Here is an 18864-nt window from a genome sequence, read left to right as displayed (position 1 = left end):
GGTAGTAGGTGAACAGGCGTCAGCAGGGCATGGCCGAGGCGCGGCGCGCGATCATCGAGGCGGCCGGTGAGCAGTTCGCGATACGCGGTTACGAGGGAGCGTCGTTCGCGCGCGTGGCCGAGGCGATGGGCCGCCCCAAGTCCGCCATCGGGTACCACCAGTTCGCCTCCAAGACGGCGCTGGCCGTCGCGGTCATCGAATCGCAGCAGGCGCGGTGGCGCGAGATCGAGGGGGGACTACCGCAGCCCCACGGCCTCGAGCGTCTTGCTGCGCTCCTGTTGGCGGCATCCCTGGATGCCCGTTCGTGCCCGGTCGCGGCCGGCGCCACGCGGCTCCTTCATGAACTGCGCAAACAGGGGGTCGAGGTGCCCGACGGATTCGATTGGTACGGCATCATCGCCGCCGAACTCGACGCCGCCGCCACCGCGCACGGGGTCGCCGAGGTCCCCTCGTTCGCCCCCGAGCTGCTCCTGGGGGCGACCTTCGGCGTCTACGAGACCGGGGACGTCGACGACGCCGCGCTGGCGTCGCGCCTCACATCGCTCTGGGTACCCCTGCTGCGCTCGTTCGGATTCCTCGACGCCGAGGACGAGGTGCAGCGAGCCGCCGCGCAGGAGTTCGTGCCTCTTCCGCACTGATTCCGCATCACGTCGTCGCGCGATGCGCGAGGGGTGGGGGATCAGCGTCCGCGCACGTGGTTCCACTGCGTGATGACCTCGGAGCCGTGCTCGAAGCCGAGCTCGCTGACGGCCGAAGTGCCGAGGACGAAGTATCGTCCGCCAGCCGCCGTGAGACCGAGCCAGGTGCCCGCGAGAGCGCGGAGGAAGTGGGAGTGCGAGAAGAGCAGAACCTGCTGACCGGCGCGCACGCGTGGCCGGAGCTCGGCGAGCAGGGACTGTGCGCGCTCGGTGACCTGCTCCACGGTCTCTCCGGGGGTGGCCCCCGCGGGGGCTCCGGCCTGCCAGATCGTCCACGGTCGGCCGAGTTGCTCGATGATCTCGGGGGTCGTCAGACCCTCGTAGGCGCCGTAGTCCCACTCGACCAGGCGCGGCTCGTGCTGCGCGTCGCCGTAGCCCGCGCGCTCGGCGGTTTCGACCGCCCGCTGGAGGGGGCTGGTGAGCACGAGGTCGTACCGACGCGTGGCGAGAAGAGTCCCGGCGAGCTCGGCCTTGTACGCACCGGTCTCGGTCAGCGGGATGTCGGTGAGCCCGGTGTGCTTGCCGGTCCGACTCCATTCGGTCTCGCCGTGCCTCACGAGCACGATGCGCCCGTCGGGTTCGGTCAACTCTTCGTCTTTCACCGTCTCATCCTCCCGCGTCGCCGTGGTCTCGCATTCCGAAACGGACGAAGGGCCGGTCGGGAAATCCCGACCGGCCCTTTCCTGCACCAGAGTGTCCTGCAATCACATGTCGGTAGCTGCCACAGCAAAACAACTACCGTGCTTGCACTCTATAACGGTGAGATAACGGAGTGGAAGAGGGGTCGGGGCGTTCTTTTCTGTTTCATAGATTCCGGGTGGCGGAGGGGGCTTCTCCCCACTCTCTGTGTTTCGCGATCTCTCCCCCGCGGCCCGCTCGACGACCCGTGAATGTCGGAGGTCGTCGCTAGCATGCACACATGTTCTCGCCGACGCCACCCGCTGACTCCGCGGGGTCGAGCGTGCGCGAGGCGCTGGTGGCCGAGGCCCTCGCCGCCGACGCCGCGCTCGCCGCGGCCGAGGCCCGGCGCACGCGGGCCTACGCCGCTCTCGGCCAGTACGGCCTGACGCGCGCCGCGGAGCACAGGGCGTCCGTGCGCGCGTCCGACATGGCGATGCGAGAGATCGCGACCGAGGTGGCCGCGGTGGCGCACCTCTCCGACCGCACCGTGCAGACGCACATCGGTCGGGCGCTGCAACTCGTCGACGACTACCCCGCTGTCGTCGACGCCTGGGAGGCGGGCGCTCTCACTCGAGCCCACGTGCGGATCGTGCTGGATGCCGGGGCCGCCCTGCCCGAGGATCGGCGTCCGGAGTTCGGCCCCCTCGCCGCCGGGTTGGCCGCCCAGCTCAGCCCGGGGCGGCTGCGTTCGCGGTTGGCCGCGCTCGCCGAGAAGCTGCACCCGACGACGCTGACCGAGAGGCACCGGCGGGGCCGTGAGACGCGGTGCGTCCGGGTCGTGCCGGGCGTGGACGGCATGTCCGACCTCGTCGCGACTCTTCCCACGGTGCTCGCGGTGGGCATCTACGACCGGCTGACGCTGCAGAGCCGCGCGGTGATCGATGCGCGGACCGTCGGCGGGCCGGACCCGCAGGTGGACCGCACGACCGCCGAACCTGTTCAGGGCCAGGGAGCGACGGCATCCGCCGCCGACGAACGCACGACCGACCAGTTGCGCGCCGACATCCTGGCGGACCTTCTTCTGGCGGCGGCTCCCGTCGCCGATCCGACCCGATCCGGTGACGGTCCCGGCGTGCTCGGGGCGATCCGTGCTCGTGTGCAGGTCGTCGTGCCCGCCCTGGCTATGCTGCGGCCCGGCGACGAGAACCTCGACCCTGCGGAACTCGTCGGGCACGGTCCCATCGACGCCGAGACCGCTCGTGGCATCGCGGAATCCACGACCGTCCCCTGGGATCGCGTGGTCACCCATCCCGTGACGGGGGCCGTGCTGTTCACCGACACGTATCAGCGGTCCTCCGCCATCGACCGGCATCTCCGCGCCCGCGACCGGCGTTGTCGGTGGCCCGGGTGTGCTGTCCCCGCCGTCCGGTGCGAGGTCGATCACACGGTCGACTGGGCCTTGGGTGGCGCGACTCGCGTCGACAATCTCGCCCACCTGTGCCAGCGGCACCACTCGCAGAAACAGTTCACCCGGTGGAAGGTGAGGCAGAGAGCCGGCGGCATCCTGGAATGGACGTCTCCGTCCGGTCGTGTCTACGCGGACGAGCCGCTGCCCTACGCTCCCGCCGTGCGCTTCCTGCCCGATGATCCGTCGCCGCCCGACGACGAGGCGGCCCCGTTCTGAGGGCCTCGCGATCCCGGGCCTCCACTCGCGGCCGGGTCGGACGGGGCCTGCGCGCTCGTCCGCGTCGTCGCGGGCCAGCGCGCTCGTCCACGCGAACGTCTCACGCCGGATGTTGTGGGTCACCCGCTGGCCCACCGATTCGCGAGCCGCCGCCCGCCTGCGAGGATGGGGCGGTGCCTCACGACATCCGCCTCATCGCCGTCGACATGGACGGCACCCTCCTCGACGGCGAGGGCAACATCCCCGACCCGCTCTGGAGCCTTCTGCCCCGGCTGGCGGAGCGCGGAGTGGCCTTCGTCCCCGCCTCGGGTCGGCAGCTCGCCACGCTGCAGCGATCGTTCGGTGAAGCCGCGGGCGAGATGACCTTCATCGCCGAGAACGGCGCGTACGTCGTCAGCGCGGGCGTCGAGGTCTCGTCCGACGCGATCGATCGCGAGGTCGTCGAGCGGGTCGTCCGTCACCTCCGCGATCTCGGTGAGCGGGGATACGACCTGGGGGTCGTGCTGTGCGGAAAGCGTTCGGCCTACATCGAGCGCACCGACGACGCCTTCCGCGCCGAAGCCGACACGTACTACGCGGCGCTCGAGGCGGTCGACGACATCCTCGAGGTCGACGACGACGTCCTGAAGATCGCGATCTACGACTTCGCCGTCGCCGAGCACAGCGTCGGTCGCGCGCTCGACGAGATCGCCGAAACACACCGTGTCGTGGTGTCGGGGCGTCACTGGGTCGACATCATGAACCTCCACGTCGACAAGGGCGCGGCCCTCGCGCGGCTGCAAGAGGCGCTCGACGTCGCGCCCGCGCAGACGGCCGCCTTCGGCGACTACCTCAACGACCTCGAGATGCTGGATGCCGCCGACTGGTCGTACGCGATGCGCGAGGCCCACCCCGAGGTCGTCGCTCGCGCGCGCTACCGCGCTCCCTCGAATCTCGACCACGGCGTCGTCACGACCATCCGCGAACTGTTCCCCGAGTCGTAGGGCGAGCTCAGACGCCCGGCGCGTCCAGCGCCGCCGCGAGATCGGCGATCAGGTCGTCGGGATCCTCCAGACCCACCGACAACCGCAGGTGCCCGTAGCGTCGGAACTCCTCCGGATACGTCACCGTCCGCGGTCCGTCCGCGGCGGTGTGCACGATGAGGCTGTCGTCGTGACCGAGAGAGAACCCCGAGGTCACGAGGCGGAGCTGACCGACCATGCGGTTCTGCGCGTCGGGTCCGCCGTCGACGGCGAACGCCATCATGCCGCCGTATCCCCGCTCGCCGAACTGGCGCCGCGCGATCTCGTGGCCCGGGTGCGAGGGCAGGCCCGGGTAGGCGACGAACGCCACCCGGGGGTCGGCCTCGAGGAACGCGGCGATCCGCTCCGCCGATGACAGGTGCTGGCGCAGGCGCAGGGGGAGCGTCACGGATCCACGTTCGATCATCCAGGCGTTGAAGGGCGAGATGACGCCGCCGACGTCGACCATCGCGTCGGCCTTGATCGGCTCGATCAGCTCCGACCGCCCGATCACCGCCCCGCCCATCGCATCGCCGTGACCGTTGATGTACTTCGTCAGCGAGTGCACGACCAGATCGGCACCGTCGGCGAGCGGTCGGTAGAACGGAGGCGGGGTGAAGGTGGAGTCCACCATCAGCAGCGCTCCGGCCGCGTGCGCGATGTCCGCGATCGCGGCGACGTCCGTGACCTTGGTGGTCGGGTTCGCGATCGCCTCGACGCACACGAGCTTCGTCTCGGGCCGCATCGCCGCGCGGACGGCATCCGGATCCGAGATGTCGACGAAGGTGGCATGGATGCCGTAGCGGCGGGGGAGCAGCTCGCTCCAGAGTCGCCAGGTGGCCTCGTAGACGACGTCGCTCACCACGACGTGGTCGCCTGTGCTCACGTGCGTGAAGAACACCGCGTGGAGGGCGGCGACCCCGGAGGCGAGGGCGACGGCCTCTTCTCCGCCCTCGAGGGCGGCGAGCTTCCGCTCGAGGGCGAGCTGATTGACGCCGGTGTTGCGGGTGTAGAGCCCGGGCGCGGTGGCCGACCAGCTGATCTCGCTCGGGTCCGCGGGCAGCTCGTACGAGTTCGACATGACCAGCGGGGTACGCAGGGCGCGCGTGCTGTCGAGCTGTTTGCCCGCGTGGACGGCGAGGCTCGCCTCGGCGAGGGTGTCGCTGTCGGTGCGGTCGGGGCGCTCTGCCATCTCGCCGTCCTTCCTCCGGCACCGGCTGGACTCGGTGCGCTCCATTCAGCGTAGCCAGCGGTCATCAACTACTCTGACGTGCGGTCGCCCGAACGCGCGGCCCTCGAGGACGAATGCGAGAACCCTCATGAACCGACCCTCGGGTCCCGCCGTCGACCGCGCCGAGTCGGGCGAGCCGAAGAGGCAGCTCCGCCGCGCGATGGACGCGCGCCACCTCGTGATGATCGCCCTCGGTGGCGTCATCGGGTCGGGTCTCTTCCTGAGCTCGGGCTACACGATCGCCCAGGCGGGTCCGCTCGGGGCCGTGCTCGCGTACCTGCTCGGCGCTTTCGTCGTGTGGCTCGTGATGGTGTGCCTCGGCGAGCTCGCGGTGACCTACCCCGTCTCGGGCTCGATCCACATCTACGCCGCGCGCACGATGGGGCCGGCGACGGGCTTCGCCACGGCGTGGCTGTACTGGCTGTGCTGGGTCGTCGCGCTGGGGTCGGAGTTCACGGCATCCGGGATCCTCATGCAGAGGTGGTTCCCGAACGTCGACGTGTGGGTGTGGTGCGTGGTCTTCGCCGCGGTGCTGTTCACCCTCAACGCCATCTCGGCGCGCGTGTTCGGTGAGACCGAGTTCTGGTTCGCCCTCATCAAGGTGCTCGCGATCGTCGCCCTCATCGTGCTGGGCGGCATGGCGATCTTCGGCTTCACCCCGCTCTCGTCCGAGCCGCACGAGGCGGTGCTGCTGAGCAACTTCGTCACGCCCGAGGGGCTTCTGCCCGCGGGTCTCGGCGGAGTGCTCATCACCTCGCTCGCCGTGTTCTACGCCTTCAGCGGTGCGGAGATCGTCGGTGTCGCCGCCGGTGAGACGAAGGACCCCGCTCGCAACATCCCCCGCGCGCTGCGCTCGACGGTGCTGCGTCTGCTCGTGCTCTTCGTCGGCTCGATCGTCGTGATCGCCGCGCTCCTGCCGTACGACGAGGCCGGCGTCAGCGAGAGCCCCTTCGTCGAGGTCTTCGACATCGTCGGGGTGCCCTACGCCGCCGACATCATGAACTTCGTCGTCATCACGGCCCTGCTCTCGGTGGGCAACAGCGGCCTGTACTCCTGCGCGCGCATGCTCTTCTCCCTCGCCGAGGAGGGGTACGCGCCGCGCGCTTTCACGAAGCTCACGCGCCGCGGCATCCCGATGGTGGCGTTGCTGGTGAGCCTCGCGATCGGCCTCGTCTCGCTGATCACCAGCGTCGTCGCCGCCGAGACGGTGTACATCGTGCTCGTGTCGATCGCCGGCTTCGCGGCGGTGGCGGTGTGGATGGCGATCGTCGCCGCGCAGTTCTTCCACCGGCGCCAGTTCCTGCGCGAGGGAGGAGACCTCTCGACCCTCGCCTACCGCACGCCGATGTACCCGCTCGTGCCGATTCTCGCCTTCGTGCTGTTGACCGCGTCGATCGTGGCGATCGCGTTCGACCCGAACCAGGTCGCCGCCCTGTACTTCGGCATCCCGTTCGTGGGGCTCTGCTACCTGTTCTTCTGGCTGCGCTACGGCCGTAAGGGTACGGTTCCCGAGCGCCGCGATGAAGAGGCGCCGGTCGCCTGAACCGTGCGGTGTGTACACCGCGTCCAGCCCGCCGCCGCTCGCACGCCAGAGTGGCGGATGCCGAGAGCGCGTCGCCCGCAGTAGCGTCGCCGGAACATCGAGCACGCGGGAGGGCCCATGGAAACCGTCGACACTCTGGTCGTCGGGGCGGGGATCTCGGGACTCGCCGCCGCTCGTCTCCTCGCGCGGGGCGGGCGCCGGGTCGTCGTGCTCGAGGCGCGGGACCGGGTGGGTGGGCGCGTGTTCACCGATCGCTCCGGCGGCCACGTCACCGATCGCGGCGCGTCGTGGATCCACGGCATCACCGATAGCCCCGTCGCGGCCGCGGCGCGAGCCTTCGGCATGCCGATGGTGGAGTTCACCGTAGGCGGGTACCAGCCCGACTCCCGCCCGTTGGCGTACTTCGACGCCCGGGGTCGGCGCCTCGACGTCGACGCGGTGGCGGGATACGCCGCAGACATCCGCGCGCTCAACGCGACGCTCACGCGCGTCATCGGCGACGCCGAGCCGGACGCGACCTACGCGGACGTCGTCGAGCGTGCTCTCGCTCTGCAGGACTGGGATGCCGAGCGTAAGGAGCGTGTGCGGGAGTACAACGACCGCCGCGCTCAGGAGCAGTACGGCATCGGCATGGCCGAGCTCGGTGCCCACGGCCTCGACGATGACACCGTCGACGGCGACGAGGTCGTCTTCCCCCGGGGCTACGACGAGCTCGCGACGAACCTCGCGGTGGGTCTCGACGTCCGTCTCGGTCACGTCGTCTCGCGCGTCGAGCGTTCGGCCACCGGCGTCGTGGTCGACACGGATCGCGGGACGTTCGTGGCGAGGGAGGCCGTGGTCACGGTCCCCGTCGGCGTCTTGCACGCCGGAGGCCTGGTGATCGTGCCCCCTCTCCCGCGGCCGCATCGCCGGGCGCTCGGGCTGCTCCGAATGAACGCCTTCGAGAAGGTGGTGCTGCGCTTCGCCGAGCGATTCTGGGATGCCGGGGTCTACGGCATCCGTCAGCTCGGCGACGAGGGGGAGTGGTGGCACTCCTGGTACGACCTCGGGCGGCTTCACGACGAGCCCGCCCTGCTCACGTTCGCCGCGGGTCCCGCCGCGGTGGCGACGCGCGAGTGGAGCGACGAGCGGATCATCGCGTCGACCATGGTCCAGCTGCGCCGCCTCTACGGCGACGGTGTTCCCGATCCGACGAGCGCGATCGTCACGCGCTGGCAGGACGACCCGTTCTTGCGAGGGTCCTACGCGTACATGCTTCCCGGTTCGGTCGGTGCCGACCACGACGATCTCGCCACCCCGGTCGACGGGGTGCTGCATCTCGCCGGAGAGGCGACGTGGGGTGACGATCCCGCCACCGTCCCCGGTGCACTGCTCTCGGGACACCGGGCGGCGCAGAACGTTCTCGCTCGCGAGATCCCCGTCAGCGACCTGTGGGCGTGATTCCGCGGGCGGTCCCTGGATCTGTCGAGGAGACCGGGCCTCAGCGCGGCTCCGGCCCCGTCGCCACGGGCAGCTCGGGGTGGTTCGACCACTGGCTCCACGACCCGGCGAAGACCCGCGGCTCGAAGCCCGCGAGCGTCAGGGCGACCGCCTGGTGCGCCGCCGTCACGCCCGACCCGCAGTAGACGCCGACGCTCATGCCGTCTTCGGCCCCCAGCATCCGGAACCGCGAACGCAGGTCGTCGGGGGAGCGGAAGCGTCCGTCGTCGCCGACGTTCTCGGCGGTCGGGGCGCTCACCGCTCCGGGCACGTGTCCCGCGCGCGGGTCGATGGGTTCCACCTCGCCGCGATAGCGCTCGCCTGCCCGCGCGTCGAGCAGCAGGCCGTCCTCGGCGAAGGATGCCACCTCGTCGAGTGCGAGGGTGGGCATCGCGCCGTAGGCCAGCGAGATCGAGCCGGGGGCGGGAGTCGCGGCATCCCCCTCCTCGAGCGCGAAGCCGGCCTCGGCCCATGCCGTCAGCGCCCCGTCGAGCAGGCGCACGTCTGCGACCCCGGCCGCGCGCAGCAGCCACCAGGCGCGGGCGCTCGACATGTTCTTCAGGTCGTCGTAGACGACGACGGTGTCCCCCTCGTCGACGCCCCACCGGCGGGCGGTTCGCTCGAACGACTCGATGGAGGGGAGCGGATGCCGGCCCTCGGTCGGCGCGCCGTGGGTGGCCAGGTCGTGGTCGAGGTCGACGTACTGTGCGCCCGGGATGTGCCCGGCGCGGTAGTCGGGCCGCCCGTCGGGGCGGTCCAGTCGCCAGCGCACGTCGAGCACTCGGACGGGCCCGCCGTCGGCGTAGCGGCCCGCGGACAGGGCGTCGTGCAGTTCTTCGGCGGTGGTGAGGATCGAGGCCATGCCCTCAGTCTGTCGCTCCGGCGGGTGCGGCGGCACCACCCGTGCGACCGTCGGCCACGCGTGCCCGGGCCCGGTCGTGTCGCGAGGCGACGGGCACGATCTCGGTCGCCCGCGGCAGACCCATCGGCGGGGTTGCGACGTAGATGGTCTCAGCGCGCTCGACCACGTGCGTCTCGTGCCAGATGCCGACCGCGCCGGGGTTCTTCCGCGCCCGCTGATTGAAACGCGTCCAGGCGGGCCGGTGCTCCTGGACCGGCGCCGAGGCGTAGGCGTAGAGCTTGTCGAGCGACGACCAGTACTGCACGAGGTAGGGACCCCGGGAGCCGAGCAGCATCGTGAAACCGAGGAGCCCGGAGTCGGGGTCGGTGCTCAGCTCGCGCAGCATCCTGGGCATGTCGCCCATCAGCGGCATCCACTGGTCGGGTCGCCACCACTTGTTGACCGTCATGCCGATGTGGAACACGACGAGTTCGCCGTCGTAGCGGTGGGTCGTTCGTCCCGGATTGATGGATGCCATGGCTCGTCCTCGCTCGATAGTGTCACTATCGAGTGTTGGATAGTCCTGCTATCGAGTCAAGGGGCGAGCGGTGCGGATTTCGGAACTGTCGGCGACCAGCGGAGTACCCGTCGCCACCATCAAGTACTACCTGCGCGAGCGGCTGCTGCGCGAGGGTGAGCGCACCTCGCCGACGCAGGCGAGCTACGGAGCCTCGCATGTGCAGCGCCTCGGCGTCATCCGCGCGCTCGTCGACGCGGGCGTCGGGATCGCGGGGGTGCGCAAGGTGATCGGCGTGCTCGAAGAGCCGCCGGAGAATCCCTACGACCTGCTCGGCGCCGCCAATGCCGCCGTGACCCCGGTGGTCGATGGCGACCTCGACCTGACCGCGGCGACCGCGCTGCTCGAGCGCATGGGCGGATCACCCGTCGACTGTTTTCCCGACCAGCTCCGTGCCGTCGCCCAGGCCCTCGCGACACTCGATCGCGCCGGTTTCACCGTGCCGCCGTCGGTGATGGACAGCTACGTCACGCATCTCGCCGCGATCGGCGAGGCGGAGCTTGCCGCGACACCCGAGACGTCGATGGACGACGCTGTGCGCTACGTCGTGCTCGGCACCGCACTCGTCGAGCCGCTCATTCTGGCCCTGCGGCGGGTCGGCGAGCAGATCGCGGCGTCGAGACGCTTCTCGGCGGAAGGCTAAGGGTTTGGATTCGACGCCGCGCCGTCGAGCCAGAGGGTGTCGCTCTTGTCGCCGTGCGGCCCGCTGCGGCCGACGTGCGTGTCGCCGATCTGCGGGCCCTTCGTGATCACGTGCACGAGGGCCATGCCGTGGCCGCGCCCGAGGTCGTAGTCGTCCTTCAACCATTCGAGGATCGGGGTCGCCTTCGTGCCCGGACCGAAACCGCGCTCGGCGGCGAGGGCGACGAACTGCCGCGGGGTGAGACCCGTCTTGGTCTCGATGTTGTCGAGATACGCCTGGAAAGACATGGCCGCAGGCTAGCGCGCACCTCCGACAGGGGTCCAGGCGAGAGCGCGGATCGGCCTCGCCGGCCGTTGTACGGTCGAGGGATGGTCGTCACCGTGCATCGTTCCGCTGTCGCCGACATCGCCCCGCTCACGCTGTACCGCATCCTGTGGATGCGAGTGGCCGTGTTCGTGGTCGAGCAGGAGGCCGCTTACCCCGAGATCGACGGCCGCGACATCGAGCCCGGCGCCGAGTTGTTCTGGGCCGCCGACGGCGACGAGATCCTCGCGACGCTCCGCGTTCTCCGGGAGGCCGGGAACACGCGCATCGGCCGGGTCGCCACCGCTCCCGCGGCTCGAGGGCGCGGCATCGCCGCCGACCTCATGCGGGCGGCGATCGATCTCCTGGATGCCGACGCTCCCGGCGTCCCGATCCTGCTCGACGCTCAGGCGCACCTCGCCTCCTGGTACGGACGGTTCGGCTTCGTCGTGTCGGGGGCCCCCTTCGCTGAGGACGGCATTCCCCACGTGCCGATGCGGCGCAGCCACCTCGCCGGCGAGCGCTGACCTAGAGCTGAATGCCGTTGTCCTCGTCGTTCACCCCGACGTTGCGTCCGCGGCTCGATTCGTAAGCGAGGAGCCACCCGACCGACACGGCGGCGGCGATGATGACGCCGAGCCACACGTTCTGCCACACGAGGCCGAACAGCACCCCCAGGCCGAGCAGGAGCACGCTCCCGAGAACCCAGTACGTCCGTCCGCGTGGCCAGCCCGTTCCCGTCTGCGTCATGGGCTCAGCCTAGGGCTCACCGATCGCGGTGATCCTCGGGGTGCAGGCGCGGGCCGCGGCGCGGTTCGAGCGCTGAGCCGGCGTAGATCAGACGGATGACGCGCTGACGGTGCCCGGCGAACGGCTCGAGCAGCTCGAGCATGCCGTCGTCGTCGGTGCGATGCCCCGTGAGGGCGAAACCCACCTGATGGGAGAGATGGTAGTCGCCGACGCTCACGGCATCCGGATCGCCGAAAGCACGGATCCGCGTCTCGGCGCTCGTCCAGATGCCGACCCCGCGGAGGCTGATGAAGACGCGATCGCGGCCCTCGCCGTCGACGGCCGCCTCGGCGGCACGGACGATGGAGGCACCCCGGCGCGACGTCTCGACGATGGTGCGCGACTGCGGCGGCTCGAGACCCGCGCGATGCCAGGCCCACGAGGGGACGAAGCGCCATCCGTCGAGATCGGGAGGAGCGAACATCGGCCGAGGGGTCGGACCGGGAGCGCGCTCGCCGTACCAGGTGACGATGCTCCGCCAGGCGGAGAAGGCCTGCATGCTCGTGACCTTCTGCTCCATGACGGCGCTGACCAGCGCATCGAAGACGAGGTCGGTGCGGCCGATGCGGAGGTCGGGGTGCCGGCGATGCCACTCGGCGACGGACGGATGCCGCGACGCGTCGAAACCGTCGGGATCGTCGTCGCGACCGCACAGCGCGGGCAACTGGTCGAGAGCCCACTCGGCTCCCGGCCCCCACGCCGCGGCCTTGACCGCGCCGCCGACGCGCATGCGCAAGGCGAGGGTGGCGACCCCGAGGGGGGTGCGACTCACCCGCCAGACGACGCCGCCGGCCGAGAGCGGCTGCGAGGCGAAATACGTGGGGTCGTTCGCACCGTGACGCTGTGCCGCGACGGTACGGCCGATGTCGACCGGACGGGCGGGGCGATACTCCGATTCGATCGGATCGCCCGCGGGGGCGACCAATTCACGCGGCGCGTGATGCGCGCGAACCCCGATCGACCTCATGCCGACACCCTACGTCCGAGCGCCGACATCGCGGCATCCGGTCCCGCAGAATCCGCTCCCGCGGAGGGGGAAGAGGCGTCAGAACCGGTCGGGCGAGGGCGTGCCGTGTCCGTAGCGGATCGACACGTCGGCGTGGCGGTCGAAGCGGTACCCGACGCCGCGCACGGTGCGCACGATGTCCTCGTACACGCCGAGCTTCGCGCGCAGGCGCCGCACGTGCACGTCGATGGTGCGCTCGCCCGGGGCGTCATCGTCGGTCGAGCCCTCCCAGAGGGATGCCACCAGCTCGGTGCGCTCGATCGTGCGGCCTTCGCGCAGAACGAGGTACTGCAGCAGCTCGAACTCCTTGAACGTGAACGCAGCGGACTCGCCGTCGATGAGCACGCGCTTGCGCGAGATGTCGACCACGACGCCTCCCGGCGCGCGGTCCTCTTCGGCGGGCTCGTCCTTGGTGCGTGCGATCGCCGACGGCTCGTGCAGGGCGAGACGCACCACGTCCACGTCGCGGCCACCGGACCCGACCGGGGCGAGGGCGACCGTCGCGTAGGTCTCGGCGGCGGGGGCCAGCTCGCCGAGCGTGCGGCGGAGGGCTTCGACGAGAGTACCGAGGCTGACGCCGGCGGCGGCGGCCTTCGCCTCGTCGATGCCGACGTAGAGAGCGAAGCCCCGCGGGGCGGTGGTGGCGGGGGCGGCGGGGCGAGCCGCAGGGGCTGACGCTGCGGTCGCGTGGGGAGCGGTGTCGCGGGCGGCGGGACGGGCGGTGGAGGGGCGGTCGAGAACGGCGGAGATCGACATGAGGAGAGAATCCTTGGGTGTGTGAACCCGGGCGTCAACGAGAGCGGGGTTCGACGGGAGGGAGAGGCCGGAGGGCCGGAGTGCGGTGCCGGGGTACGCGTGATCGACGCGGACGTCAGGCGGCCGAGGGACGACGTCGGTGTTCAGAAACCGAGGTGGTCCGAGCGAGGGTCGCTGTTAGCGGCACATTCGACAACACATCGCAACGCGGCCGGGCATCATCATGCCGGCAGTCCTGTTCGCCTCCCGGGCGGACAGAGAACGCGCGTTGAGAGTCATGGGGGGATTATGACGCAGCGTGTCCGACCTCGTCAAATCGGCATCGATGCCGTCAGAGGCGCGCACCATGCTCAGTTTCGCGGCCTCCTGGGCCGTCGCACCGTGCACTCTGCCGCGACGGAGCCCGTCCATCGAGGGCGGCGTAGCCTCTCCGTCATGGCCGACCTGCTTTTCGCCGACGACAAGACCGCGTCCCGCTACACGTTGCACGACGGAGACGACCTCGTCTCGGTCCTCGATTATCGCGACGACGGGCGCACGGTCGCCCTGACCCGCGCCTTCACCATCCCCACCTTCCGCGGACACGGCTACGCCGCCGTGATCACCGAGCGCGCGGTGGACGCGATCGAGGCGGCGGGCGACCGCGAGATCCTGCCCGTGTGCTGGTACGTGGGGGAGTGGTTCGAAGCCCACCCCGAGCGGGCGGCCATCCTGCACCAGCGACCCGCCTCCTGAACCGAGCGCCTACGCAGACCGCGTCCGGCCGTCAACCCCTGCCGGGTCCTCCGCCCGCACGACGAAGCTGGTCGCGTCGAAAGGGGAAGTCATGACAGACGACCGCGACCTGCCCGAGGGTGTCATCAACGCCGACCCTCCCGGTGGGTGGGAGAGCGGTGCCGTCGCCGACGGTGAGACCGCAGAGCAGAACGAGCACGCGAAGGGCTCGCCGCGCCTCAACGACGCGGAGCCCTCGGACCCCATCGAGGGGGATGCCGCCAGCCAGGGCATCGACCCCGACCTGAGCACGGAGGACTGACATGACGGATGACACTCGGGCGCCCCAGCCCACCAGCGGCCCCGACGGGGGAGCAGACGCCGCGGACTCGGTCGGCGGCGCCGTGCACCGCGATCGCAAGATCTCGCGGCCCGACGAGCAGTCGGAACCGGCCATGGACACCCACCCGACCGACGACCAGGCGCGCATCGCCGGCGTCGTCGTCCAGACACGCGCCGACGTCGGCGACAAGAGCGAGGAGCGCATCGCCGACGTGCTGCGTCAGCGTTTCCGCGACATCGGCCTCGACCTGGGCGACGACCGCATCCGCGCCCTGGCCGCGGAGGTCTCGGGCTCCTGATCCCTCGAGAACGCCCCGCCCCGGAAAGTCCCGGCGGCGGGGCTTTTCCGTGGGACGAACCCGTCGGGTCGGGCGTTTGCTGCGAGCCGATGTCGGAGGTGCGACGTACCGTGTCTGCATGCGGATCCTGCACACCTCCGACTGGCACATCGGGCGCTCCTTCCACGGGCACTCGACCCTCGATGCGCTGAGCGGCGTCCTCGACGCCCTCGTCGCGCAGGTGCGCGAGAACTCCGTCGACGTGGTGATCGTCGCGGGCGACGTCTTCGATTCCGCGGCCCCCTCGGCGGCCTGTTATCCGGTCTTGACGTCGACCCTGGCATCGCTGGCAGCAGCCGGAGCACGTGTCATCGTCACGAGCGGCAACCACGACTCGGCTGCCCGTCTCGGCTTCCAGTCCGCTCTGTTGCGCGACGAGATCACGGTCGTCACCGACCCTCACGCCGTGGGTACCCCGGTGACCATCGACGACGCGCACGGCCCCGTGCACTTCTACGGCATCCCGTACCTCGAGCCCGCCATCGTGCGCCACCTCTGGGAGGGCGTCGAACTGCGCAGCCAGGCACAGACCATGCAGCACGCCCTCGACCTCGTCCGCGCCGACCTCGCCGAGCGCGGTGGGCGTTCGGTGGTGGCGGCTCATTGCTTCGCCGCAGGCGTCGACGCGACGCCGGGGGTGGAGCGCGAGATCCGCCAGGGGGGTCTCGACGTGGTTCCGCTCTCCGCCTTCGACGGGCCCGATTATGTCGCCCTCGGACACATCCACGGTCGCCAGCAGATCTCCACCCGCGTCCGGTACGCCGGAGCGCCGGTGCACTACAGCTTCGGTGAGGCGGGCAAACCGCGCGGATCCTGGTTGGTGGATCTCGACGCCGACGGGGTCGCGAACGTGACCTGGCTCGACCTGCCCGTTCCCCGCCCGCTCGTCACCCTCCGTGCCCCCCTCGACGAACTCCTGACCGACGATCGCTTCGCCGACTTCCACGAGCACTGGGTGCGCGCCGAGTACACCGACTCCACTCCGCAGCCCGATCCCATGCGCCGACTGCAGGCGCGCTTCCCTTGGTGCGCCACGGTCGTCCACCTCCCCGCTCAGACCCTGCCCGACGACGGATCGGGGTACGCCCGACGGGTGCGGTCCGCGCGCGACGACGGCGAGGTCATCGACACCTTCCTCGCCCACGTCCGCGAGGGAGAAGGGGCCTCCGAGGCCGAGCGCGCCCTGATCCGCGAGGTGCTCGACGCCCGGTCCGTCGCGGAGGCCAAGGCGTGAAGCTCCACAGCCTCGTCCTCGAGGGGTTCGGGCCGTTCCTCGAGGCGCAGACCGTCGACTTCGACGTGTTCACCGCGGACGGCATCTTCCTCATCACGGGACGCACCGGAGCCGGCAAGTCGAGCGTGCTCGACGGGGTCTGCTACGCCCTGTACGGGGGCGTTCCGCGGTACGACGGTGCGGAGCGCCGCTTGCGCAGTGACCATTGCGAGCCCGACGACCCGACCCGCGTGACACTGGAGTTCAGCGCCGAGGGCGAGCGCTGGCGCATCACTCGGTCTCCGGAGTTCGAGCGGCCGAAGCGACGCGGGGGCGGGACGACGAAAGAGCCTCATCGGGCGCTGCTCGAGATCCTCGCTCCCGAAGGGTGGACGGGCGTGGCCGCGCGTCCGGTCGATGTCGCCGCTCGTCTCGACGAGATCCTCGGTCTGACCCAGCAGCAGTTCCTCCAGGTCATCCTGTTGGCGCAGAACCGCTTCGCGCGCTTCCTCCTCGCCAAGAACGACGAACGACTGAGCCTGCTTCGAACGTTGTTCGGTACCAGGTCCTTCGAGCAGTACGCGACCGATCTCGACGAACGCCGCAAGCGCGCGTCCGAGCGTCTCGCCACCGAGGGCGTCGAGGTCGCGACCCTCCTCGACGAAGCCGAGCGTCTCGCCCTCGAGCTCGACACCGAGGCCTCGACGATCGACGCGGTCGAAGGTAAATCGGACGCGGGTGCAGCGCTCGGAGTCGGCGATCGTGTCGCTCGGGTCGTGCGAGCGGTGGAACGCGCCGACTACCGCGTCGAGTCGGCTGCGCGCGAACGCGACGACAGCAACGCGCGTCTCGATCGGGCGTTGATCGCCGAGCGCGAAGCGACCGCCCTCACCGAGCGGCAACACGATCGCGCACGTCTCCGCGCTCGCCTGACGGCCCTCGAGGCGGACGACGCCCGGATGTCCGACGCGCGCGATGAGTCTTCCGCCGCGGCCGAGGCCGAGACTCTGCGCGGCGCGATCGAGGCGGCCGAGTCGGCGCGCAGGGGGCTCGCCTCCACCCGGGACCGCTCCCGCGCCGCGATCGAGAAGGCCCGTCGGCTCGGCGAGCCGGTCGGCTCCGCGTTGTCCCTCGAGGTCGGCGTCGACCGGGCAGAGCTCGTCGCCCGCGACGACGAGATCACCGCCCTGCTCGCCCGGGGCGAGTCGGCACTCGCCGCCGAGGTCGAACTTGACGAGCTCGTCGCCGAAGCCGACCGGTTCACCGCGCTCCTCGCCCGCACCACCGCGGATCGGGACGCGTTGATCGACGGGCGACTCGAGGTTCCGGAGCTTCTGCGCGGCCTCGATGAGCGACTCATGCGACTGGCCGGAGCGGAGACCCGGAAGTCGACCGCGGCGACCGCGCGAAACGACGTGATTCGCCGGCTCGAGGCCGCGCGCCGCGCCGCGGCCCTGCTCGAGGAACGCGAACGAGCGGATCTGGCGGCTCTCGTCCGTGCCGACGAGGTGCAGCGTGCCGTCGACGCCTGGACCGCCCTTCTCCGCCGTCGTCTCGCGGGTGCCGCCGTCGAGCTGGCCCACGATCTGGTCGACGGCGAACCGTGCGCCGTGTGCGGAGCGCGCGAGCATCCGCACCCCGCGCGCGGTGACGATGCTCCCGTGTCCGACGACGAGATCAACGCCGCCGAAGATCGCAAGAACGTCGCCGTCGAGCAGGACCGACTCGCCTCCGACGCCGCGCGCGTCGCGCGTGACGCGCACACGCTGGCCGCAGCTCTCGCGGGCGGAGAGAGCGTCGAGGTCCTCGAGGAGCGTCTGGCCCAGACGGAAGAGGCCCTCACCTCGGCTGAGGTCGAGGTCGACGAGCACGAGCGCGTGCAGGAGGAACGGGCGCGGGTGGCAGAACTCGATGCGTCGATCGCCGAGCGTATCGACGGCCTCTCGGAGAAGCTCGCGAACACCCGCCAGTCCCTCGCGCTCACCGAGCAGCGGATCGAGATCCTGCGCGTCGAGGTCGCCGCGGCGCGCGGAGATTCCGACAGCGTGGCCGAGCGGCAGCGCGACCTTCGCTCCCGACGAGAAGCGGTGCGCGAGCTCGTCGCCGCGCAGGATCTGCTCGAGACCGCGATCGCGCAGGAGAGCGAGACCGCAGCGATCGTCGCGGGCCTCGTGGCCGACAGCCCGTTCGCAGACGTCGAGGCCGTGACCCGGGCTCTCCGGCCGGCGTCGGAGCGGCACCGCCTCGACACCGCGATCGCGGAGCACGACGCGGCGGTCGCCTCCGTCCGCCAGCGATTGCTGGATCTCGAGTTGCTCCTCGTCGACGCCCCCGACGAGCCCGTCGACCTGGCTCCGTTCGCGCTCGCCGTCGCCGAGGCGCGTGAGGCCGTCCAGCGTTCGTCCGCGGCGCACGCCTCGGCTCGCGCGCTGGCCGACCGTCTGCGGGGCCTCGCGCAGCGCGCCGACGCGGGGCACACGGCGGTGGCGTCGCTCTCCGACGAGCACGCCGTGATCGCCCGCCTCGCCGACACCGTGGCCGGGCGCGCCCCGAACACGCGTCGGATGACGCTCGAGACCTTCGTGCTCGCGGCCGAGCTCGAAGAGATCGTGGCCGCGGCCAATCTGCGGCTCGACCACATGTCGTCCGGCCGGTACCGCTTGCAGCACAGCGACGCCCTGGCCGCCCGAGGTGCCGCGAGCGGGTTGGGACTCGAGGTGGTCGACGCCTTCACCGGGCAGAGTCGCCCCCCGCAGTCGCTGTCGGGCGGCGAGACGTTTCTCACGTCGCTCGCGCTGGCTCTCGGCTTGGCCGAGGTGGTCACGGCGCGAGCGGGCGGCATCCGGCTCGACACGCTCTTCATCGACGAGGGATTCGGATCGCTCGATGACGACACCCTCGACCTCGCCATGAGAACGCTCGACGAACTGCGGCAGGGAGGCCGAACTGTCGGAGTCATCAGCCATGTCGCGGCCATGAAAGACCAGCTGCCCGCTCAGCTGCACGTCACGGCGACGCCCCGAGGCCCGAGTGTGATCCGACAGGGGGTGGGTGCGACTCTCGGCTGAGAGCACGGCCGGCAGCC

At 70.8% G+C, this 18864-nt stretch carries 20 protein-coding genes; 12 read left to right on the top strand and 8 right to left on the bottom strand.

The window, feature by feature from the left end; genetic code table 11:
* Positions 1–8 precede the first annotated feature (8 nt).
* Positions 9–638 (top strand): helix-turn-helix domain-containing protein, encoded by a 630-nt coding sequence (locus OVA26_RS15490; RefSeq protein ID WP_268104750.1) that lies wholly within the window; start codon positions 9–11, stop codon positions 636–638.
* Between the two features lie 41 nt (positions 639–679).
* Here the strand turns inward: OVA26_RS15490 and OVA26_RS15485 are convergent, their stop codons facing one another.
* On the bottom strand, positions 680–1300 hold the full coding sequence (locus OVA26_RS15485) for a histidine phosphatase family protein (RefSeq protein ID WP_268104749.1): 621 nt from the start codon (positions 1298–1300) through the stop codon (positions 680–682).
* A gap of 317 nt (positions 1301–1617) precedes the next feature.
* On the opposite strand from OVA26_RS15485, the gene OVA26_RS15480 reads away from it, so the two are divergent.
* Positions 1618–3003 (top strand): HNH endonuclease signature motif containing protein, encoded by a 1386-nt coding sequence (locus tag OVA26_RS15480; RefSeq protein ID WP_268104748.1) that lies wholly within the window; start codon positions 1618–1620, stop codon positions 3001–3003.
* 173 nt (positions 3004–3176) lie between these two features.
* The gene (locus tag OVA26_RS15475; RefSeq protein ID WP_268104747.1) at positions 3177–3986 is read left to right on the top strand and encodes a Cof-type HAD-IIB family hydrolase; all 810 of its coding nucleotides are present in this window, start codon (positions 3177–3179) and stop codon (positions 3984–3986) included.
* Positions 3987–3993: 7 nt separating this feature from the next.
* On the opposite strand, the gene OVA26_RS15470 is transcribed toward OVA26_RS15475, so the two are convergent.
* Positions 3994–5196, bottom strand: coding sequence for a trans-sulfuration enzyme family protein (locus OVA26_RS15470; protein WP_268104746.1), 1203 nt, complete (start codon positions 5194–5196; stop codon positions 3994–3996).
* Between the two features lie 127 nt (positions 5197–5323).
* Between OVA26_RS15470 and OVA26_RS15465 the strand changes: the two genes are divergently transcribed.
* Positions 5324–6778, top strand: a complete 1455-nt coding sequence (locus OVA26_RS15465) for an amino acid permease (protein ID WP_268104745.1) — start codon at positions 5324–5326, stop codon at positions 6776–6778.
* Positions 6779–6895: 117 nt separating this feature from the next.
* Positions 6896–8218, top strand: coding sequence for a flavin monoamine oxidase family protein (locus tag OVA26_RS15460; RefSeq protein WP_268104744.1), 1323 nt, complete (start codon positions 6896–6898; stop codon positions 8216–8218).
* Positions 8219–8258: 40 nt separating this feature from the next.
* Here OVA26_RS15460 and OVA26_RS15455 read toward each other — a convergent pair whose 3' ends face one another.
* Together OVA26_RS15455 and OVA26_RS15450 are read right to left on the bottom strand one after the other, a co-directional pair.
* The gene (locus OVA26_RS15455) at positions 8259–9119 is read right to left on the bottom strand and encodes a sulfurtransferase (RefSeq protein ID WP_268104743.1); all 861 of its coding nucleotides are present in this window, start codon (positions 9117–9119) and stop codon (positions 8259–8261) included.
* A gap of 4 nt (positions 9120–9123) precedes the next feature.
* Positions 9124–9636, bottom strand: coding sequence for a DUF4188 domain-containing protein (locus tag OVA26_RS15450; protein ID WP_268104742.1), 513 nt, complete (start codon positions 9634–9636; stop codon positions 9124–9126).
* 70 nt (positions 9637–9706) lie between these two features.
* Between OVA26_RS15450 and OVA26_RS15445 the strand changes: the two genes are divergently transcribed.
* Positions 9707–10318 carry a MerR family transcriptional regulator gene (locus tag OVA26_RS15445; protein ID WP_268104740.1) on the top strand — a complete coding sequence of 204 codons (612 nt, stop codon included), beginning with the start codon at positions 9707–9709 and terminating at the stop codon, positions 10316–10318.
* Here OVA26_RS15445 and OVA26_RS15440 read toward each other — a convergent pair.
* Complete coding sequence (locus OVA26_RS15440) at positions 10315–10605, bottom strand: DUF4287 domain-containing protein (RefSeq protein WP_074695368.1); 291 nt, start codon at positions 10603–10605, stop codon at positions 10315–10317. The two genes, OVA26_RS15445 and OVA26_RS15440, sit on opposite strands and share 4 nt — an antisense overlap.
* Positions 10606–10686: 81 nt before the next feature.
* Here OVA26_RS15440 and OVA26_RS15435 point away from each other — a divergent pair, with 81 nt between their 5' ends.
* A complete protein-coding gene (locus tag OVA26_RS15435) occupies positions 10687–11148 on the top strand; it encodes a GNAT family N-acetyltransferase (RefSeq protein ID WP_268104739.1) in 462 nt (153 codons plus the stop codon).
* Between the two features lies 1 nt (position 11149).
* Here the strand turns inward: OVA26_RS15435 and OVA26_RS15430 are convergent, their stop codons facing one another.
* The 3 genes from OVA26_RS15430 to OVA26_RS15420 all read right to left on the bottom strand — a co-directional run bounded on the left by OVA26_RS15430 (position 11150) and on the right by OVA26_RS15420 (position 13172).
* A complete protein-coding gene (locus OVA26_RS15430) occupies positions 11150–11371 on the bottom strand; it encodes a hypothetical protein (protein ID WP_268104738.1) in 222 nt (73 codons plus the stop codon).
* Positions 11372–11387: 16 nt separating this feature from the next.
* Positions 11388–12377, bottom strand: coding sequence for a DNA-3-methyladenine glycosylase family protein (locus OVA26_RS15425; RefSeq protein WP_268104737.1), 990 nt, complete (start codon positions 12375–12377; stop codon positions 11388–11390).
* Between the two features lie 78 nt (positions 12378–12455).
* Positions 12456–13172 (bottom strand): winged helix-turn-helix domain-containing protein, encoded by a 717-nt coding sequence (locus OVA26_RS15420; protein WP_268104736.1) that lies wholly within the window; start codon positions 13170–13172, stop codon positions 12456–12458.
* Between the two features lie 435 nt (positions 13173–13607).
* Here OVA26_RS15420 and OVA26_RS15415 point away from each other — a divergent pair, with 435 nt between their 5' ends.
* From OVA26_RS15415 to OVA26_RS15395, 5 genes are all read left to right on the top strand, one after another.
* Complete coding sequence (locus OVA26_RS15415; protein WP_056224039.1) at positions 13608–13907, top strand: GNAT family N-acetyltransferase; 300 nt, start codon at positions 13608–13610, stop codon at positions 13905–13907.
* A 91-nt stretch (positions 13908–13998) separates the two neighbouring features.
* Positions 13999–14208, top strand: coding sequence for a hypothetical protein (locus OVA26_RS15410; RefSeq protein WP_056224037.1), 210 nt, complete (start codon positions 13999–14001; stop codon positions 14206–14208).
* Position 14209: 1 nt separating this feature from the next.
* Positions 14210–14527 carry a hypothetical protein gene (locus OVA26_RS15405; protein WP_268104734.1) on the top strand — a complete coding sequence of 106 codons (318 nt, stop codon included), beginning with the start codon at positions 14210–14212 and terminating at the stop codon, positions 14525–14527.
* 118 nt (positions 14528–14645) lie between these two features.
* Positions 14646–15800: an exonuclease SbcCD subunit D gene (locus OVA26_RS15400; protein WP_268104733.1), complete on the top strand. Its 1155-nt coding sequence runs from the start codon at positions 14646–14648 to the stop codon at positions 15798–15800.
* Positions 15797–18847, top strand: a complete 3051-nt coding sequence (locus OVA26_RS15395; protein ID WP_268104732.1) for an AAA family ATPase — start codon at positions 15797–15799, stop codon at positions 18845–18847. Before OVA26_RS15400 ends, OVA26_RS15395 begins: the two co-directional genes overlap by 4 nt.
* Positions 18848–18864 lie beyond the last annotated feature (17 nt).

This window comes from Microbacterium sp. SL62 (assembly GCF_026672635.1).
GTDB classification, from domain to species: Bacteria; Actinomycetota; Actinomycetes; order Actinomycetales; family Microbacteriaceae; genus Microbacterium; species Microbacterium testaceum_A.
The sequence above is the reverse complement of the archived record's forward strand: the minus strand, read 5'-3'. Positions and strand labels throughout refer to the sequence as shown.

Bases quoted from the DNA above. Each gene is read 5' to 3' on its own strand.
- OVA26_RS15450 (WP_268104742.1), bottom strand. From the start codon at position 9,636: ATGGCATCCATCAATCCGGGACGAACGACCCACCGCTACGACGGCGAA.
- OVA26_RS15400 (WP_268104733.1), top strand. From the start codon at position 14,646: ATGCGGATCCTGCACACCTCCGACTGGCACATCGGGCGCTCCTTCCAC.
- OVA26_RS15410 (WP_056224037.1), top strand. From the start codon at position 13,999: ATGACAGACGACCGCGACCTGCCCGAGGGTGTCATCAACGCCGACCCT.
- OVA26_RS15405 (WP_268104734.1), top strand. From the start codon at position 14,210: ATGACGGATGACACTCGGGCGCCCCAGCCCACCAGCGGCCCCGACGGG.
- OVA26_RS15470 (WP_268104746.1), bottom strand. From the start codon at position 5,196: ATGGCAGAGCGCCCCGACCGCACCGACAGCGACACCCTCGCCGAGGCG.
- OVA26_RS15435 (WP_268104739.1), top strand. From the start codon at position 10,687: ATGGTCGTCACCGTGCATCGTTCCGCTGTCGCCGACATCGCCCCGCTC.
- OVA26_RS15420 (WP_268104736.1), bottom strand. From the start codon at position 13,172: ATGTCGATCTCCGCCGTTCTCGACCGCCCCTCCACCGCCCGTCCCGCC.
- OVA26_RS15425 (WP_268104737.1), bottom strand. From the start codon at position 12,377: ATGAGGTCGATCGGGGTTCGCGCGCATCACGCGCCGCGTGAATTGGTC.
- OVA26_RS15440 (WP_074695368.1), bottom strand. From the start codon at position 10,605: ATGTCTTTCCAGGCGTATCTCGACAACATCGAGACCAAGACGGGTCTC.
- OVA26_RS15415 (WP_056224039.1), top strand. From the start codon at position 13,608: ATGGCCGACCTGCTTTTCGCCGACGACAAGACCGCGTCCCGCTACACG.
- OVA26_RS15460 (WP_268104744.1), top strand. From the start codon at position 6,896: ATGGAAACCGTCGACACTCTGGTCGTCGGGGCGGGGATCTCGGGACTC.
- OVA26_RS15465 (WP_268104745.1), top strand. From the start codon at position 5,324: ATGAACCGACCCTCGGGTCCCGCCGTCGACCGCGCCGAGTCGGGCGAG.
- OVA26_RS15430 (WP_268104738.1), bottom strand. From the start codon at position 11,371: ATGACGCAGACGGGAACGGGCTGGCCACGCGGACGGACGTACTGGGTT.
- OVA26_RS15480 (WP_268104748.1), top strand. From the start codon at position 1,618: ATGTTCTCGCCGACGCCACCCGCTGACTCCGCGGGGTCGAGCGTGCGC.
- OVA26_RS15455 (WP_268104743.1), bottom strand. From the start codon at position 9,119: ATGGCCTCGATCCTCACCACCGCCGAAGAACTGCACGACGCCCTGTCC.